17 protein-coding genes are annotated in these 15,686 nt (G+C 55.6%); 3 read left to right on the top strand and 14 right to left on the bottom strand.

The window, feature by feature from the left end:
• Positions 1–43: 43 nt before the first annotated feature.
• From CDO73_RS09120 to CDO73_RS09110, 3 genes are all read right to left on the bottom strand, one after another.
• Positions 44–751 carry a DNA alkylation repair protein gene (locus tag CDO73_RS09120; RefSeq protein WP_088488216.1) on the bottom strand — a complete coding sequence of 236 codons (708 nt, stop codon included), beginning with the start codon at positions 749–751 and terminating at the stop codon, positions 44–46.
• 132 nt (positions 752–883) lie between these two features.
• Positions 884–1,438 carry a hypothetical protein gene (locus CDO73_RS09115; protein ID WP_143536102.1) on the bottom strand — a complete coding sequence of 185 codons (555 nt, stop codon included), beginning with the start codon at positions 1,436–1,438 and terminating at the stop codon, positions 884–886.
• A gap of 142 nt (positions 1,439–1,580) precedes the next feature.
• On the bottom strand, positions 1,581–3,032 hold the full coding sequence (locus tag CDO73_RS09110) for a DEAD/DEAH box helicase (protein ID WP_088488214.1): 1,452 nt from the start codon (positions 3,030–3,032) through the stop codon (positions 1,581–1,583).
• Between the two features lie 223 nt (positions 3,033–3,255).
• On the opposite strand from CDO73_RS09110, the gene CDO73_RS27440 reads away from it, so the two are divergent.
• The gene (locus CDO73_RS27440) at positions 3,256–3,339 is read left to right on the top strand and encodes a putative holin-like toxin (RefSeq protein ID WP_373446977.1); all 84 of its coding nucleotides are present in this window, start codon (positions 3,256–3,258) and stop codon (positions 3,337–3,339) included.
• Positions 3,340–3,507: 168 nt separating this feature from the next.
• On the opposite strand, the gene CDO73_RS09105 is transcribed toward CDO73_RS27440, so the two are convergent.
• From CDO73_RS09105 to CDO73_RS09085, 5 genes are all read right to left on the bottom strand, one after another.
• Positions 3,508–4,233: a CPBP family intramembrane glutamic endopeptidase gene (locus tag CDO73_RS09105; RefSeq protein WP_256972626.1), complete on the bottom strand. Its 726-nt coding sequence runs from the start codon at positions 4,231–4,233 to the stop codon at positions 3,508–3,510.
• Between the two features lie 10 nt (positions 4,234–4,243).
• The gene (locus CDO73_RS09100; protein WP_088488212.1) at positions 4,244–4,795 is read right to left on the bottom strand and encodes a PadR family transcriptional regulator; all 552 of its coding nucleotides are present in this window, start codon (positions 4,793–4,795) and stop codon (positions 4,244–4,246) included.
• Positions 4,796–4,924: 129 nt separating this feature from the next.
• The gene (locus CDO73_RS09095) at positions 4,925–5,911 is read right to left on the bottom strand and encodes a tRNA dihydrouridine synthase (protein ID WP_088488211.1); all 987 of its coding nucleotides are present in this window, start codon (positions 5,909–5,911) and stop codon (positions 4,925–4,927) included.
• Between the two features lie 105 nt (positions 5,912–6,016).
• Complete coding sequence (locus tag CDO73_RS09090) at positions 6,017–7,981, bottom strand: ABC1 kinase family protein (RefSeq protein WP_088488210.1); 1,965 nt, start codon at positions 7,979–7,981, stop codon at positions 6,017–6,019.
• A 97-nt stretch (positions 7,982–8,078) separates the two neighbouring features.
• A complete protein-coding gene (locus CDO73_RS09085) occupies positions 8,079–8,489 on the bottom strand; it encodes a DUF6508 domain-containing protein (protein WP_088488209.1) in 411 nt (136 codons plus the stop codon).
• A 142-nt stretch (positions 8,490–8,631) separates the two neighbouring features.
• Here CDO73_RS09085 and CDO73_RS09080 point away from each other — a divergent pair, with 142 nt between their 5' ends.
• Positions 8,632–9,462: a methyltransferase domain-containing protein gene (locus tag CDO73_RS09080; RefSeq protein ID WP_088488208.1), complete on the top strand. Its 831-nt coding sequence runs from the start codon at positions 8,632–8,634 to the stop codon at positions 9,460–9,462.
• 111 nt (positions 9,463–9,573) lie between these two features.
• Here CDO73_RS09080 and rlmD read toward each other — a convergent pair whose 3' ends face one another.
• The 5 genes from rlmD to CDO73_RS09055 form a co-directional block, all read right to left on the bottom strand.
• Complete coding sequence (rlmD, locus tag CDO73_RS09075) at positions 9,574–11,529, bottom strand: 23S rRNA (uracil(1939)-C(5))-methyltransferase RlmD (RefSeq protein ID WP_088488207.1); 1,956 nt, start codon at positions 11,527–11,529, stop codon at positions 9,574–9,576.
• Between the two features lie 207 nt (positions 11,530–11,736).
• Positions 11,737–12,012, bottom strand: coding sequence for a DUF7660 family protein (locus CDO73_RS09070; RefSeq protein WP_088488206.1), 276 nt, complete (start codon positions 12,010–12,012; stop codon positions 11,737–11,739).
• 149 nt (positions 12,013–12,161) lie between these two features.
• Complete coding sequence (locus tag CDO73_RS09065; RefSeq protein ID WP_088488205.1) at positions 12,162–12,401, bottom strand: helix-turn-helix domain-containing protein; 240 nt, start codon at positions 12,399–12,401, stop codon at positions 12,162–12,164.
• A gap of 10 nt (positions 12,402–12,411) precedes the next feature.
• Positions 12,412–12,894 (bottom strand): DUF2975 domain-containing protein, encoded by a 483-nt coding sequence (locus CDO73_RS09060; RefSeq protein WP_088488204.1) that lies wholly within the window; start codon positions 12,892–12,894, stop codon positions 12,412–12,414.
• A 175-nt stretch (positions 12,895–13,069) separates the two neighbouring features.
• Complete coding sequence (locus CDO73_RS09055) at positions 13,070–13,828, bottom strand: SDR family oxidoreductase (protein WP_088488203.1); 759 nt, start codon at positions 13,826–13,828, stop codon at positions 13,070–13,072.
• Between the two features lie 183 nt (positions 13,829–14,011).
• On the opposite strand from CDO73_RS09055, the gene CDO73_RS09050 reads away from it, so the two are divergent.
• Positions 14,012–14,650, top strand: a complete 639-nt coding sequence (locus CDO73_RS09050; RefSeq protein ID WP_088488202.1) for a TetR/AcrR family transcriptional regulator — start codon at positions 14,012–14,014, stop codon at positions 14,648–14,650.
• Positions 14,651–14,778: 128 nt separating this feature from the next.
• Here CDO73_RS09050 and CDO73_RS09045 read toward each other — a convergent pair whose 3' ends face one another.
• On the bottom strand, positions 14,779–15,480 hold the full coding sequence (locus CDO73_RS09045) for a hypothetical protein (protein WP_088488201.1): 702 nt from the start codon (positions 15,478–15,480) through the stop codon (positions 14,779–14,781).
• Between the last annotated feature and the right edge of the window lie 206 nt (positions 15,481–15,686).

Here is a 15,686-nt window from a genome sequence, read left to right as displayed (position 1 = left end):
ACGCGCATAAAAAAGAAGCCTGCCGACCCGGCAGGCTTCTTCGCTAACATCGTACATGTTTCCGTTTGAATCCGAGCTGCCCTCTGTCCAGCGCTTTGCGGATATTGGCCGCCGTTTGCAGAACTTTGATTTTCGACGTTCCCGTTCCGATCTCGACCGGCGCGATCGCTTCGGCCGTTTCGAGCGCCCGCTCGCTTAGCGGGATATACGAGACGCCGACCGCAACCACGAAGTTGGCCATCGAATATTTCGCGCGATCCGGAGCGTCCTGAATCGTCTCTTGTACAAGGTTCAGCATGCCGTCCAGTTTCTCCGTGTCGAATTCGGCGTCTTTGCGGCTGCCGAGCAGCCAGCAGTAGCAGCTCCACCCCGCCGACATTCGCATTTCTTCCCCGCTCGCGATCCATTTTTCCGCCACCTGCTGCGCGATATTCGTTTCCGACAGCGTGACCGACACGATATGATCGGCGATCATATAGAAATACGCGGCGTCGATCCAACGTTCGAAATCGGCTTCGGTCATCACCTCGGGATCGGCAATCACTCCGGCAAAATACATCGCGTCGTAATTGCCCGTCGCATACAGCTCTTCCGCCAAAGCTTGATCCTTCTTGGTGATCTTCGACATCGGTTTCATCGCTCCGGTCGCCGTACCGAACAGCGGCTCCCGCGCGCCTTCGGACAGATACCTCTTTTTGGTGCGTTCGGTGCCGAGCGCTTGCAGTTCGTTCAGGACCTCCTGCGCGTTCATGGATAGGGCAGCTCCTTTCGTAGAGAAGGAATGAGGAATTTGGGATTATTGTATCACGATTTGGACGGCTGTTTAATTCAAATCATACTTGGACAGAGCCGCTTTTTTCAAAGCTTGATAAGTCGGATCTTCTTAAATACTGCGGGCGTTAATCGCTCTTGTTGCCTTTTCTTCCAAAGCAAATTTCCCGTTATTCATATTGATCGTCGCATAATGTCCGTTGTCGTTCTCTCTCAAGAAGACCAAATACTTTTCTCCTTGTTGAACTTCTTGGTAGTCTGCGATCGAGTAAATGACCTTCGCTCCCGTTTCTTGGGTTACGACAGATATAGGCTCGAAATATTGAATCATGCCGTTCTTTACTGCCTGCTTTGAATCTTTGACAACCTTATCTACTTTAAAATCTGTAATCGTATAAAAATCCTGAACTACGCCGTCTTGATAGTAAGCGGCTTTATGTTCTCTTTCTTCAAAAGGCAAAATGGGAGTTCCTACTAAGATAAGATCGGCGTGGGCATCCAGATCTTCGATGGTATTAAAGCCGATATAGCTTGCGTCCATATTTACTCTTTTCAATCCATGATTTCGATCCTGCTCTTCTTTCTTGGCTTCTGAATGCTGAGGCTGCGAATGTTCGGCATACAGCCGAATTCCCATGATTAAAATTAAGATAAGGGCCGATCCCAAGAAAATCAGGCTCGCTAGTTTTTCATAGCGCTTGCCCCTCTCTTCAGAGTAAAATATTCCCTTATAGTGAATTTAACATGTTTTCGAACAAAACAAAAAGCTCAAGATCTTATGCGATCTTGAGCTTTCGTTTCTTTTCGTCCTAATTCCGAGCCTTCTGCACTTTCAACAGTTTCCCTTTCACGGTCGTCTCCTGCATGGCTTTCAGCACCTTAGCGCCTTTGCCGTTCAGGATATCCACGTAGGTCACGGTCTCCTGCACGCTGATGATTCCGATATCTTCGGCCGTGATGCCTTCGATCCGCGCAATGGTGCCGACGAAGTCGACCGGACGGAGCTTTTTCTTTTTGCCGCCGTTAAAATACAGCTTCATGATGTCCGCGTTCAGCTCTTCGCCTTTGGTCTTTTTCGCCGCCGGGCGGTCGCGCAGTTTGCGGTCGAACGATGCTTGCGCTTCGGATACGGAGTAATCGGACGGCGCTTCGGCGACCGGCAGTTCGAAGCCGATGTAGCTTTCGATCTGGCCGAGGAACTTGTCTTCGAACGGCGTGGCGAACGTGATCGCGGTTCCGCTTTGTCCGGCGCGGCCGGTTCGGCCGGTGCGGTGGACGTAGCTTTCTTTTTCCATCGGGAGATCGTAGTTGATCACGTGCGTGATCCGGTCGATATCGATGCCGCGCGCGGCCACGTCGGTGGCGACCAGATAACGGAATTTGCCCGTGCGGAACTCGTTCATCACGCGGTTGCGGTCGTCCTGCTCCATGCCGCCGTGGATCTTGTTGACGGGATAACCGAGACGGCCGAGATGCAGCGCTACGGCGTCCACGTTATCTTTCGTCCGGCAGAAGATCATGCAGCTGTCCGGATTTTCGATCACGGTCACTTTTTGCAGCAGCACGGGCTTGGCTTTCTCGCCTACCCGATACAATCGGTGCTCGATCTGCGTCTGCCGCTTGTCGCCCGGCGAACCGATCTCGATATCGACCGGATCGTTCATGTAACGGTGGCAGAGGCGCTCGACGTCCTGCGGCAGCGTGGCGGAGAACAGCATCGTGACGCGCTCCGTCGGCAGTTCGCGGATAATCTTCTCAAGCTGCTCGATAAAGCCCATGCTCAGCATCTCGTCAGCTTCGTCGATCACCAGATATTGAATGCGTTCAAGGTCTATGGTGTCTTTCTCGATATGGTCCATCACGCGCCCCGGCGTGCCGACGATGACATGGTTGCGCTGCATCAGCTCGCGTTTCTGACGGTCGAACGGCTGCTTGCCGTAAATCGCCGCGGCTTTGATGCGTTTGAAACGGCCGATATTCATGATGTCTTCTTTGACCTGATCGGCCAACTCGCGCGTCGGGGTCAGGATCAGCGCCTGCGGGCGGCTTTCTTCCCATTCGACGAGCTGACAGAGCGGAATGCCGTAAGCCGCCGTTTTCCCGCTGCCGGTACGGGATTTGACGGTAACGTCGCGCCCTTCGAGCGCCTGCGGGATGACCTGCTGCTGGACGGGAGTGGGCGATTTGTAGCCTAACGTATCGAGTGCGCGAATGATTTCGGGATCGAGGTTATATTCGGAAAAAGAGGCTTGCTCGTTCATGTTTAAAGTAGCTCCTTCGGTCTCGCTTGTTGCTGTGCGGATATCGGATAAGCGTAACACAGATCGGGGAAAAAGAGGATGGGCGTTTTAACATTTCTTGAAGCGAAATAGCGCAAAACAGTCGCCGAATAATTACTTTTTTGCGCTTGCATGGTATACTAAGCGAGCAATAGAAAGGCTAATATGGGCGGTCGGCTAATCTCCTGGAAGGGAGGGATGCCAAGTGGAAGTATATCAAACTCTGATGTTGATGATCTCGTTCGCAACGTTGGTCGTGTTGATTCTTTCGTTCCACAAAAAGAAATAGACCGCCCTACGCAAAGGTAGCGGTCTATTTATAATGGATCACCCTTAAAGCCAACCGCCCTTAAAAGCGGCTATTGCATCGGGAGTCGTGTTGACGCACGGCTCCTTTTGCTTTGCTTATTTATACCCTGATTATAGCAATGCTTATCCGAAAATTCAACGCGTTCTCCTATTCCATGAACAAAGCGCTGAAGATCACCACGTCCTGCAAAAAGTGAATAACGAGCGCCCAAAAGAATCCTCTCGTTTCCAGCATCGACTTGGCGAGAAACCATCCGATAAATGCGGCCATCAGCACGCCGACAATGCCGCCGGGATTGCCGAAATAGTGTACAACGCCGAACACGGCCGCTCCCAGTCCCTGCGCGACATACGGGGAATAACCGCTGCGGCTCACGACGGCGACGAACGAGAAACGGAACAGAATCTCTTCGCAAAAAGCATTGACGAGCGCGAACAGCAGGATCAGCGGAATTCCGGGAAACAGATTCAGGCTGACGCTTTTTCCGTGTACGACCTGAAAGTAAATCACGACGGCGGTAACCAGCGTAATCACGATCGCGAAGTTGAAGCCGAGATTCTTCCACGTTTCGTTCGGCTTCGGCTTGATGCCGATCCACGGCTCAGGCCGGATGGCTCCATCGCGTCGGCGCAGATTCAAGTAGGACAGCCCCGCGCGGCCCGTCAATCCGTAGACGAGGAAGATCATCAGCGCAGCCAGCGCCAACGTCGTGAGCTGGTAGCTTAGCTCAGCATTGTACCGCGCATCGGCGAACACGTTCAGCGCAAGCAGCGGATCGTTTCGAAACCATAGCAGCAGCGGCGCGCAGACGGCGGCCGCGATCGTGATCAGCAGGATCGAACTTATGCCGCCGCGGGTTCTTTTTTCGCTCAAGATCATGTCCTTATCCTCGCCCTTCGTTCGGTTGTCGCAGCGTATCCAGCGCATGCCGGCACCATTCCGTCGTCATTCGCAAATACCGTTCGCCGTAATCCAGCGTCAGCAGCCAGAGCTGCGTCTTGCGATCGGCTCCGGCCGGCACGCTCGACTTGATCCCGGCCAGCATCCCGCTCAACTGTTCGCTCGCGGCCAGCTCCGTTTCGAGAAATTCGATCAGCTGCGGAATCTGACGTTCTTCGGCTACGAACATCTTCATCAGCAGCTCGTTGCGCATCACGGATTCTTCGGGCGGTACCGCCAGCCAAGAGTCGAGCTTTTCCCGCCCTTGAGACGTCACGCCGTACACGATCTTTTTACGTCCGGTGTCCGATTCTTCCACGATCTCCGCGTCGCCTTCGGCTTCCAACTGCTTGATGCTTTTGTGGATATGCCCGTAAGATTCGTTCCAGAACAAGCCGATGCTTTCTTTGGAAAACTTGACGAGTTCGTAGGCGCTCATCGGTTTGATCCGCAGCAGGCCGAGGATCGCGAAATGAGTCGTGTTGATGCGTTTCATGGTTGGCCTCCTCACTCTTATATATCTTTAAGATATATTATAAGAGCATCATAAACCAGTGATCCGCAAAGCGCAATATAAAAAAAGGACCTTCGATTGAAGGTCCTTTGAAGCTTCTCGATACTTTTCTTATTCCGCGGCCGCCTCTTCCGTCATCCGGCTCTCGAATTCCGCCAATCCCTCGCGTACCTGCGCCGTCGACTTGGCTTCCATCAGCTTCGCCCGCAGTTCGCTCGCGCCCCGGAATCCGCGTACGTAGATCTTGAAGAATCTCGGCAGCGCTTTGAACGGGCGAGGCTCCAGCTCCGCGGAATATTGATCGTGCAGATCCAGATGCAGCTTCAGCAGGTTCAGCAGTTCTTCGCTGCCGTGCTCGCGCTTCTCCTGCTCGAACGCGAACGGATTATGGAAAATGCCGCGTCCGATCATGATGCCATCCACGCCGTATTTTTCCGCCAGCTCCAAGCCTTTCTCCCGGTCCGGAATATCGCCGTTGATCGTCAGCAGCGTCTGCGGCGCGATCTCGTCGCGAAGCTGCTTGATCGCCGGGATCAGCTCCCAATGGGCGTCGACTTTGCTCATCTCTTCGCGAGTGCGCAGATGGATCGACAGATTCGCGATGTCCTGCTTGAGAATATGCGTCAGCCAGCCGCGCCATTCGTCAATCTCGGTAAAACCCAGACGTGTCTTCACGCTGACCGGCAGTCCCCCGGCTTTGGCCGCTTGAATGATCTCCGCCGCAAGCTCGGGACGACAGATCAGGCCGCTGCCTTTGCCGTTTTCCGCTACGTTCGGTACCGGGCAGCCCATATTCAGGTCGATGCCCCGGAAGCCCGCTTCGGCCATGCCGATGCTCATCTGACGGAAATATTCGGGCTTGTCGCCCCAGATATGCGCCACGATCGGCTGCTCGTCTTCGGTAAACGCCAATCGGCCGCGCACGCTGTGCCGGCCTTCCGGGTGACAGTAGCTCTCCGTGTTGGCGAATTCCGTGAAGAACACGTCAGGCTTGGCCGCCGCGCTCACGACATGGCGAAAGACCACGTCCGTCACGTCTTCCATCGGGGCCAATATGAAAAAGGGACGAGGAAGCTCGTTCCAAAAGTTGTTGTTCATCTTCAAAACCTCGCTATGCGTATTCGTTATGAATCCCGCCGCGCTTGGCGGCGTCTTCCCATTTTATCGCAAGGCCGATTCGATTGGCAATTTGAAATCGAACGTTCAAGACCTGAGTTTGAGCTGCTTGACGACGGACGTCATCAGCATGATCATGCCCGTTCCGAAACCCGCGAGCGACAGAGGACCGAGCAGGAAATGCATCAGTTCGCTCTGCACGAAAAAGCCGGTCAGCATCACGACCATACAGATGACGGTGAACAGGCCGATCGTCAGCGTGCCCGAGAAATCGCTTAACCCAGAGGATTCTTCGCGGGCGATCACGATTTTGTTTTCTTTCAGCAGCGGCAGTTCCAACAGTCGGGGCAGGTAATCTTCGATCCGCTGCCGGGTCTGGTCGATCCGTTCCATGATCAATCGGCTTTTGTCCATGCGCTGCGCGTAGGATTGGCTGGATGCGGAGAGCGAATAAGTCGGGTCTGCCGCAGACAGAGTGCCGTCCAGCGTCAAGATCGAACGGAACGCGCCCGCGACGGTCGGTCTGAGCGATAATCCTTGATCGGCGATCATCGCCACCAACCGCTTCATCATGACGGCCGTAGGATCGTGCGAGAACGAAGCTTCCGACAACAGCCGGCCGAGCTGCTGCTCGAGCGCGCGTTCGTCGAGCAGCTCGCCGTCTTCGCAGACGGCGATCAGGCCTCGCGTCATTTCTTTCGTATTGCCGCTGCTGTATCCGACCAAGAACGCGAGCATGCCGCCTTTTTCTTCTTCCGACAAATAACCGACCGACCCGAAATCGATCAAAGCGACCTCTCCGTCCGCCGTCAGTATTAGATTGCCGGGATGGGGGTCCGCATGGAAGATGCCGATAACGAGAATCTGATCCAGAAAAGCATGCATGACCTTTTCCGAGACTTCGGGCGTCACTTCCCGATTGAAGCTCGTGCCTTCGATGTATTCCAGCGTCAGGATTTGTTTGGTCGAATATTCGGAATAGACCTTGGGTACCCGGATCGCAATCCCGTGCTGCCGGAAAGCCTGCTTAAGCAGGTTCGTATTCAGCGCTTCGATGTCGAAATCCGTTTCTTCGATCAGGTTCGCTTTGAAGCCTTCGGCAAGTTCGATCAGCCCCAGTTTGCGGATCTTGGAAGAACGTTCGGATAATCCGGTCACGAATTGAATCAACAGGTCCAGATCGACCGTCATCTTCTGCTTCACGTCGGGTCTTAGAATCTTCACGACGACTTTCTCTCCGGTGGACTTGAGCGTCGCCAGATGCACCTGACCGATCGAAGCGGCCGCGAGCGGCTTCATCTCGAAAGAAGCATACGTCTCGTCGAGATTGCCGATCTTGGCATTGATGATCGCTTGGAGTTCTTCTTGCCCGAGCGGCTTGACCTGATCGTGCAGGCTGGAGAACGCTTCGATATAATTCGCGGGCAGCATGTCTTTCTTGGTAGACAGCACCTGCGCGAATTTGACGAACACGCCGCCCATGCTTTCCAATACTTCGGCGATCGCGTAAGGCAATCGGGCGTGATCCTGCCGGATCAAAGGGTTCAGCCCTTTGCGCGAAGCGATCCGCAGCAGGCGAAACATGCGCCGAAACCCTCGGATCTTGTTGGCGACATACCCGAACGGATTCGAGGATTGCAGGATTCGGAAATTGAACACGCTCAGCAGCATATAGGCGTAACACGAAGCGAACACGATCAACAGCGGATAATACACGAACATCACGCGAAGCACTTCGTCGTCCGGCGGCGCGGCGGGTTGATCGAAATAGGTGAACGACAGAATAAGCGTCACGATCGACGCGCTTAGCAGCACGGCGGCCATCAGTTTGATCTGCTCGCTTTTGAATGTCTTGATGCTCCCGATGAAGAAATAGAACACGAAAGCGACGATCAAGATCGCGCTCAAATAGAACTGTTCGAGAAATTGGATCAGCATGCTGACCGCGAGCGCGCTGAACGCCGAGACGATAAATTTATGTTTGATACGCAAAAACGAAGCCAATGCCAAAAAGACGCCGAAACTGATCGCCAATATGATAAAAAAGAACATCTTCCGCCCCCCTGACCTCTACCGAATTTCGCGGGTGCGCTTGCTTCTGGTTGTTTAACGCTACTATAGCATATCAACGCCTTCTCTTCTTCTCCGCTTATCCCAGCTCCCGCAGCCGTCGAAGCCACTTCGACATACAGCCGCTTGCGAAGAAGTCGAGCAGCGTTCCTTCGGCGAAACGCTCGGCTCTCACTGCGCCCATAATCAGCGCGAGCACGCCCTGCGCGTCGAGAGCGGAAACGTCGGCTTGCCGCATCGATTCTGAGTTCCATTCGATCCCGCGACTTTGCAGAAGATCGCCGTAACGGTTAAGCTCCATCTCTTCATGATCTTCGGCAAAAGAATAAAAATCGTCGAGGAAGCGGCTCATGGTCTCGGAATAACTCACGAAAGGCATGCGCAGCGGCCGCTCCGGCGTTCCGTCGTTTTCGCGATCAATGATCCATTCTCCGGCCGGCTCGGTTTCGAGCATCGGGAGGTGCCGCGTCAACGTGTCGAAAAGGTTCATGGGATCAGCTCCGTTCTGTAGGGGCGAGGGATGATGATGCCGTTCAACCCGCGGTTGAATCGTACGAAAAATCAAATACGAAGTTATTGTTCGCGTTCGGCAGCCCTCATAATATAAGTGTATACGAAGGAGCGTGAATGGGATGCGAGAACAATTGGCACGAAACATAAGCTTTTACCGAAAAGAAAAAGGATTGACCCAAGAAGATCTGGCTCGAACGCTCGGGATTTCTTTTCAAGCCGTCTCCAAATGGGAAAACGCTCAGTCTCTGCCCGACATCTCCCTGCTGCCTATGTTATCAAGCACGTTAGAAATCAGCATCGACAAACTTCTCGGATACGCGACGCAGGATAAACAGATTTCGATCTACGAAGAAGCGTACCAAACGCAAGATTATTACTGGGGAACCGAGCCGAACAGCGCTTGTTACCAGGTATTGCGGCTGATGCCGCCGACCCGGCGTTTGAAGTTGCTGGATATCGGATGCGGCGAAGGCAAAGATGCGGTATTTTTCGCGCGCAACGGTTACGAGGTCAGCGCGTTCGACGTGTCGGATGCGGGAATCGCCAAAACAAAAGCGCTTGCCGAAAAGGTCGGCGTACCGATCCATGTCTTCAAAGCCGACCTTTCGGATTATCGTTTGGAGACGCATTACGATATTATCTTCTCCAGCGGCGTGCTGCATTACCTCAAGCCGGAATATCGCCGAGACGTATTCGATAATTACAAGAAATTCACGAATCCGGGCGGCCTGCATGTCTTGAATGTCTTTGTACATAAACCTTTTATCGCTCCCCCGCCCGAAAAAGAACCGAATGCTTTTAAATGGCACTCCGGCGAGCTGCTCGGCCATTATCGCGATTGGCTGATCGAAGACAGTTCGGAAATCGTGTTCGACTGCGATTCGTCGGGCATTTCGCATCAGCACGCTATGGCGAAGATGATGGCCAAAAAGGTAAATGCCTCTTTCTAGTCACTACGCGAAACACCCTGTCACATCCATCGCTTGATGATCGCTTAATGCCAAAAAAGGAGCGGGAAAATCTCCCGCTCCTTTGACGTATGCTTCGATATTTCTCGGTGATCAGTCTTTCCGCACCAACAGCGTGCAGCACTCCACCTGACTCGTCTGCGGGAACATGTCGATCGGCTGGACGGATTGGATCTCGTAGCCGCCGTCGAGCAGCACTTTGCAGTCTTTCGCCAGCGTCGAAGGGTTGCACGAGACGTAGACGAACCGTTTCGGCTTCGTGCGCAGCACGGTGTCGAGGAAGCGGCGGTCGAGGCCGGTTCGCGGCGGATCGGCGACGATGACGTCGGGCGTCAAGCCGGACTTCACCCAGCGCGGCAGCAGATCTTCGGCTTCGCCGGCGAAGAACTGCGCGTTATCGCGGCCGCTGCGCTCGGCATTGCGCGTCGCGTCTTCCACGGCTTCGGGGATCACCTCGATGCCGCGCACTTCGCCCGCGTGAGGGGCGAGCCACAGGCCGATCGTGCCGGTGCCGCAGTAGGCGTCGACGACGGTCTCTTTGCCCGTGAGAGCGGCGGCGGCCCGGACGGTCTCGTACAGCTTGACCGTCTGCTCCGGGTTAAGCTGGAAGAACGCTCTCGGCGACAGCTCGAATTCCAGATCGCCGAGCGATTCCCTCATCGCTTCGGTTCCCCACAAGCTGGTCGTGCGCTCGCCGAAGATCAGCGGCGTGCGGGACGCATTGACGTTGATCGACAAGCCGGTCATCTCCGGCAGTTCCAAGCGCAGGCGCTCGATCAGGTCGTCTTGGCGCGGCAGGTCGGCGATCTCGGTCACGAGCGTGATCTGAAGTTCGCCGGATTGAAGGCCGTGGCGCGCGACGACGGTGCGAATGCCCCGACGGCTGCCGGCGGCGTTTCCGCCTTTGGCGAGCGGCAGGTCCAGCTCGGCCAGCACCGCTTTGACGCGGTCGATGGCGCGGTTGACCTGCGGATGCTGAATCGGGCATCCGCTGATGTCCACGATCTCGTGGCTGCCGATCTCGTACAATCCGGCCACGATCTCGCTGTTCCCGCCGCGCACGTCGCGGCGTTCCAATTGAAGCTGCGCCTTGTTGCGGTAATCCCACGGGCGATCCATGCCGAGCGTCGGCTTGATCTTGAGATCGTTCAGGCCGGCGTAGCGGCTGAACGCTTCGCGCACGATCTCCAGCTTCGCCTTCAACTGGCCTTCGTACGAGATATGCTGAAGCTGGCAGCCTCCGCAGATCCCGAATACCGGACAAGGCGGCACCACGCGATCCGGCGATTTTTTCTCTACTTCGATCAGCTTGGCTTTGAGGAATTTCTCCTGCGCTTCGGTCACTTCGGCTTTGACGACTTCGTTCGTGATCGCGCCGTCGATAAAGACCGCTTTGCGGCGGTAATAACCGACGCCTTCGCCGTTGATGCCGATCCGCTTGATCGTCACGACCAAGCGGTCGCCGATCTTCACCTGCTCGGCGTCCGCCGGAGCCGAAGCGGAAGGACGTTTGCCGGACGCGCCCGAATAAGACGGTTTCGCGGAAGAAACGAACGCGCTCTGCGTTTGTCCGCCCTGCTTCGCCGCGGCAGACGCCGGACGCGGACGAGACGCCGTTTCTTTGCCGCCCGCATACGGTTGTCCCGAAGCCGACGTTCCGCGCTTGGCACTCGGCTTACCGGACGGACGCGCGGGCGCCGGTGCTTTCGTACGCTCGCTCTGCCGCTTCTCGTAGCGTTCGGCCGGGCTCAGGCGCTCCGTGCCCGCAGCCGATTCGGATGCTCGGGCGGACGATGCGGCACGGCCTCTGCCCGTCTTTTCGCCGCGTTCCCGGGGCAGAGCCGGTTTCTGCTCGCGCTGCTCGCCGGACGATTCCGTACGCTCGCCCGCTACGGGTGCCGCCGCCGCGTTCTCGCGGCCCGGAAGCGCGCTGCGTTTGATGCCCGGCTTTTTTTTGCCCGACGGCCTGTTATTCTTTTTGTGTTCTTTAGCCGTTTGGAGTTTGCGCTCTTTGCGGCTAGGTGTCGCTTTGTCTTTGTTCTCGCTCATAATTGGGATTCTCCATCTATATTAAAATTGGATACTGCTCGCATTCGTCGAGTACCTTGTCGAAGTTAAGGGCACGAGTTCGCATTGTTTCCGTGTTCACTATACCATTTTACCGCAAAAAAAGAACCTGTCCGCTCCGGCAAAAACCGAAGCGAAAAGGTTTCGCGGATCGGCCGGAACCCTGCAAAGCGCGAGAAGGCCGGCCGCTTATTCGTATCTTCCCGCCGCAAACAGCAAGAACGCCAGACGTTCCCATTCCACGTCCGTTTTGTGCCGTTTCATCGTACCCGGCAGTTCGAGCTCCCTTACTTCGTTCTCGTGCACCCCGTCCTCGATCCAAGAAGCGATGCTCTGCAAATAATCCTTGAGCGTCACGTTCGCCCAAGATTCGGGATTGCGTTCCAGATCTTCCGTCAGTCGATGAACGAAAGCGACAAACTCGTCCCGCCCTTTTACCGTCACCAATTCTTCATGAATATTCATGCCGATCCCCCTGTCCGTATCTGCTGCGGCGCCGCGTCGGACGCGCCTCGCGTACTCGTTTAATTTATCGGAAGATCAAGCCTTGTGCCATAGAGAAGAAAGGCTTATAAAGGAACTTTCCGGCCGCCGCTCAAGTCATGGGTCCAAACTCACGGATAAGGATCCCGGCCTGCCGTTTCTTCCGGGTCCGCCCGGTATTCGAGCAGGTCGCCCGGCTGACAGTCCAGCGCTTTGCAGATCGCTTCGAGCGTGGACAGCCGGACCGCTTTGGCTTTGCCGTTCTTGAGGATCGACAGGTTCGCCATCGTGATGCCGACCCGTTCGGACAATTCGGTCACGCTCATTTTCCGCTTAGCCAGCATCACGTCGATATTGATGATAATCGTCATTGTGTGCACCTCATACCGTCAGTTCGTTTTCGGCTTTGATCTCGATCGCTTCATATAGAAGAGCTTTCAGCACGGCGGCGAACACGGCGATCGTAAACGAAGCGAAGATGATCACCAGTCCGATCACGATGATGCCGGGCGCGTCGTCCTTATCGGCCATCAGATAATAGATCGGCATCCCCGCCGCGAACAATCCGCCGACCCCGAACGCGCAGTTTCGAATCGATCGCAGCGCGCGTACGGCCGACGACGAGAATGCTTCGCCGCGATCGATCTGCCCGAGCAGCTCGTACGAACGGTACAGCGCCAGATAGAAAGGAATCGCCGTCGCGTACAGATCGATCCAGACCAGCCACTTCATATAAGTATAAGCCGGGTACAATTCCGCGGCAAAGCTTCCGATCTCCGGCACTATAAAAATGTAGACGGCGAGTATCGGAAGCGCGATAACCAACAAAGCCAATCGCAGAAAAAAAGTCGTTCCCCGTTTCATGTTCATCCCTCGCTTACGGTTATTTTGGTTTTACTTTATCAGCTTATTTATCGTTTTACAATAAAAACATGGCGTTTAGGAATAAAAATAACCTTTCCGGCGTTGTGCCGAAAAGGTTATGAATATTATCGTTCTTGTCGCTGCCATGCGTCCTGCCGCGCTCGAACCCGAAATCTCAGTAAGCCGTCCAACCCGCATCGGCCGTCACGACCACGCCGTTCACGAAGCTGGAGTCGTCGGAACCGAGAAACAGCGCGACTTTGGCGATCTCGTCCGGTTCGCCGATCCGCGGATTGACGTTCATGCCGAGCATCGCGCGTTCCATGCCGAACGCGTTCGGCTGGCCCATCGCCGCGGAGATATTGGTCGCTACTCCGCCCGGCGCGATCGCGTTGCAGCGAATGCCGTTGATCGCGTATTGAAAACCGACGTTCTTGGTCAAACCGACTACCGCATGCTTGGAAGCCGTATAAGCCGCCCCCGCTCGCGAACCGTTCAGGCCGCCCGCCGAAGCCACGTTGACGATGACGCCCTGCTCTTTGGCCAAAAAGATCGGAAGCGCTTTGCGGATCGCGCGCATCGGGCCTGTCGCGTTGATCGCGAATACCCGCTCCCACAGCTCGTCGGTCAGCTCGCCCGCCGGTACGAAGCCGTCCATGATGCCCGCGTTGTTCACGAGAATGTCCAACGTGCCGTAGCGCTCGACCGTCCGGTCGATCAACTGCCGAATATCGTCTTCGGAAGCCACGTTCGTGCGGATCGCGAACGCTTCGCCGCCCGCCGACTCGATTTCTTTTGCCACTTGTTCCGCCGCTTCGAGGTTGATGTCCGATATCGCGACTTGCGCGCCTTCCGCCGCATACAGCAGCGCGATGCTGCGTCCCATGCCCGATGCCGCCCCGGTCACGATCGCCGTTTTCCCCTGAAGTTTCATCCTTTAGCCCCCCGTATACTAAGATGGTTTTCGTCAACAAATGTTCATTATCTGCTTTCAATTTGAGTATAATCAATTAGAGATAACGCATACAATCGGTAAAAAGAAAGCCTTTTGTCCATTAATCATCATTTCGGCAAGCGTTTGTTCATGATCGAATGATTCACGAGAGGAGAATACGAGATGACCCCGTTTACGGACGAGACTGCTTTGCCCGAACCCAACGAAAATGCCGTCGACCGGCGGGTTCGCCGTTCCAAAAAGGCGCTCAAAGAAACGCTGATCGCCTTGATGCGGCAGCGCGATTTCAAAGATATCTCGATTACGGACCTGGTAAGAGGCGCGGATCTGAATCGGGGGACTTTCTATAAGCATTACCGCGACAAAGAGGAACTGCTCGCCGAGACGGTGGAAGACGCGATGACCGACCTCATCGCCTCGTACCGCGAACCTTATCGGGATTCCGACTCGCTCGATCTGCGCAAACTGACCGCTTCGGGGATCAAGATCTTCGAGCATGTGTACCGGCATGCGGCTTTCTATGCGCTGGTCGTGGAATCGCGGGCGCTTCCGGGCCTATCCGACCGAATCTGCGAAGTCATCAAAGAACTGAGCCTGCGCGATCTAGAGATCGAAATCGCCGACCCGTCGATCGACCGCGCGCTCTATGCCGGCTATCAGGCTTACGCGATCTGGGGCATGATTCTGGAATGGATCCGAGGCGGATTCGCGCACTCCCCCGCTTATATGGCGAACCAACTGCTGGCTTATATCCGCATGCGCCCGGAAGGCATGGACGTGATCCGTCGGAGCGGCCGGTAACGATTACGGTCATGCATCCGGCAGCCGAATCCGCTCGCGCATACCGTGTTCGGAACAACGCCGAAAAGCCTTTCCGTTCCGGAATGCCGGAAGTCGGAAAGGCAGAAAGCACGGAATCGAATGTCCGATCAGCCGCTGCCTGCTCTGCTGCGTCGACGGCTTCTCGAAGAAGTCTGGGACGGCACGTAAGGCGAGGCGCTCTGATCCATGCGGGTCATCCAGATATAGAGGATCAGTCCGAGCACCGGAACGAACCCGAGCAGCGCGGTCGCCTGCGGACGCCAACGGCGGCGGGAACCGGTGTAAATGGCGTATACGGACAGCAGCGTCAACATGCCGAAATCGATCGTCATCACGTTCACGAAATGCGAAGTCCGGAAAGCTTCCATATACACGCCCAGATCCCCGAGCAGCAATCCGTACCCCATAACCAGAACCGTCAGCACGAACAGTACGGCGTGCGTGATCGGCGATTCGGCCGTTTTGCGCAAGCCTTCCGACAACCGCAGTCCGTGAGAGCCGGCATGCGTATGCGAAGTCAGAATGTAATACGGCAGCAGCGCGAAAGCTCCGAGCGCGAAAGACAAGATCACGAACGGCCAAGCCGGAACGATCCGGTCGTCGTGCCGAAGCAGCATGCAGGCGAAAGCGAGCGGATAAAGCCCGAGCAGCGTGAACATGGCAAGCAGCGACGGCTCGTCCGCGCTTAACGTAAGCAGCGGCCTGAGCCACGGGTCTTCGCCGCTGCCCGCTCCGGGCGCGAAGAACAGCGCATACACGATGAAGGCCAGCCATACGACGAGCAGCAGCACGCGGGAGATGCGGGTCATGGCGGTCACACCTTTCTGTGGGGTAAAGGCAGCGGTCGGACGTCGGTGTCGATATCGTTAAGCGAAAGTAGGGTCTTCCCCTTTATTACCCGAATCCCTTCGTCTTGGCAAACGGATTTTACAGAAAAAAGAAATTTTATCGAACAAATCAGGGCACGGGAAAAGATGAAGGAATAATAAAGACACCTGCACAGAGGAGGGAAGTG

This window comes from Saccharibacillus sp. O23 (assembly GCF_002205895.1).
Taxonomy (GTDB): Bacteria; Bacillota; Bacilli; order Paenibacillales; family Paenibacillaceae; genus Saccharibacillus.
This window is presented reverse-complemented; position numbering and strand designations above follow the sequence as displayed.

Bases quoted from the DNA above. Each gene is read 5' to 3' on its own strand.
- CDO73_RS09120 (WP_088488216.1), bottom strand. From the start codon at position 751: ATGAACGCGCAGGAGGTCCTGAACGAACTGCAAGCGCTCGGCACCGAA.
- CDO73_RS09110 (WP_088488214.1), bottom strand. From the start codon at position 3,032: ATGAACGAGCAAGCCTCTTTTTCCGAATATAACCTCGATCCCGAAATC.
- CDO73_RS09100 (WP_088488212.1), bottom strand. From the start codon at position 4,795: ATGAAACGCATCAACACGACTCATTTCGCGATCCTCGGCCTGCTGCGG.
- CDO73_RS09095 (WP_088488211.1), bottom strand. From the start codon at position 5,911: ATGAACAACAACTTTTGGAACGAGCTTCCTCGTCCCTTTTTCATATTG.
- CDO73_RS09090 (WP_088488210.1), bottom strand. From the start codon at position 7,981: ATGTTCTTTTTTATCATATTGGCGATCAGTTTCGGCGTCTTTTTGGCA.
- CDO73_RS09085 (WP_088488209.1), bottom strand. From the start codon at position 8,489: ATGAACCTTTTCGACACGTTGACGCGGCACCTCCCGATGCTCGAAACC.
- CDO73_RS09080 (WP_088488208.1), top strand. From the start codon at position 8,632: ATGCGAGAACAATTGGCACGAAACATAAGCTTTTACCGAAAAGAAAAA.
- rlmD (WP_088488207.1), bottom strand. From the start codon at position 11,529: ATGAGCGAGAACAAAGACAAAGCGACACCTAGCCGCAAAGAGCGCAAA.
- CDO73_RS09070 (WP_088488206.1), bottom strand. From the start codon at position 12,012: ATGAATATTCATGAAGAATTGGTGACGGTAAAAGGGCGGGACGAGTTT.
- CDO73_RS09065 (WP_088488205.1), bottom strand. From the start codon at position 12,401: ATGACGATTATCATCAATATCGACGTGATGCTGGCTAAGCGGAAAATG.
- CDO73_RS09060 (WP_088488204.1), bottom strand. From the start codon at position 12,894: ATGAAACGGGGAACGACTTTTTTTCTGCGATTGGCTTTGTTGGTTATC.
- CDO73_RS09055 (WP_088488203.1), bottom strand. From the start codon at position 13,828: ATGAAACTTCAGGGGAAAACGGCGATCGTGACCGGGGCGGCATCGGGC.
- CDO73_RS09050 (WP_088488202.1), top strand. From the start codon at position 14,012: ATGACCCCGTTTACGGACGAGACTGCTTTGCCCGAACCCAACGAAAAT.
- CDO73_RS09045 (WP_088488201.1), bottom strand. From the start codon at position 15,480: ATGACCCGCATCTCCCGCGTGCTGCTGCTCGTCGTATGGCTGGCCTTC.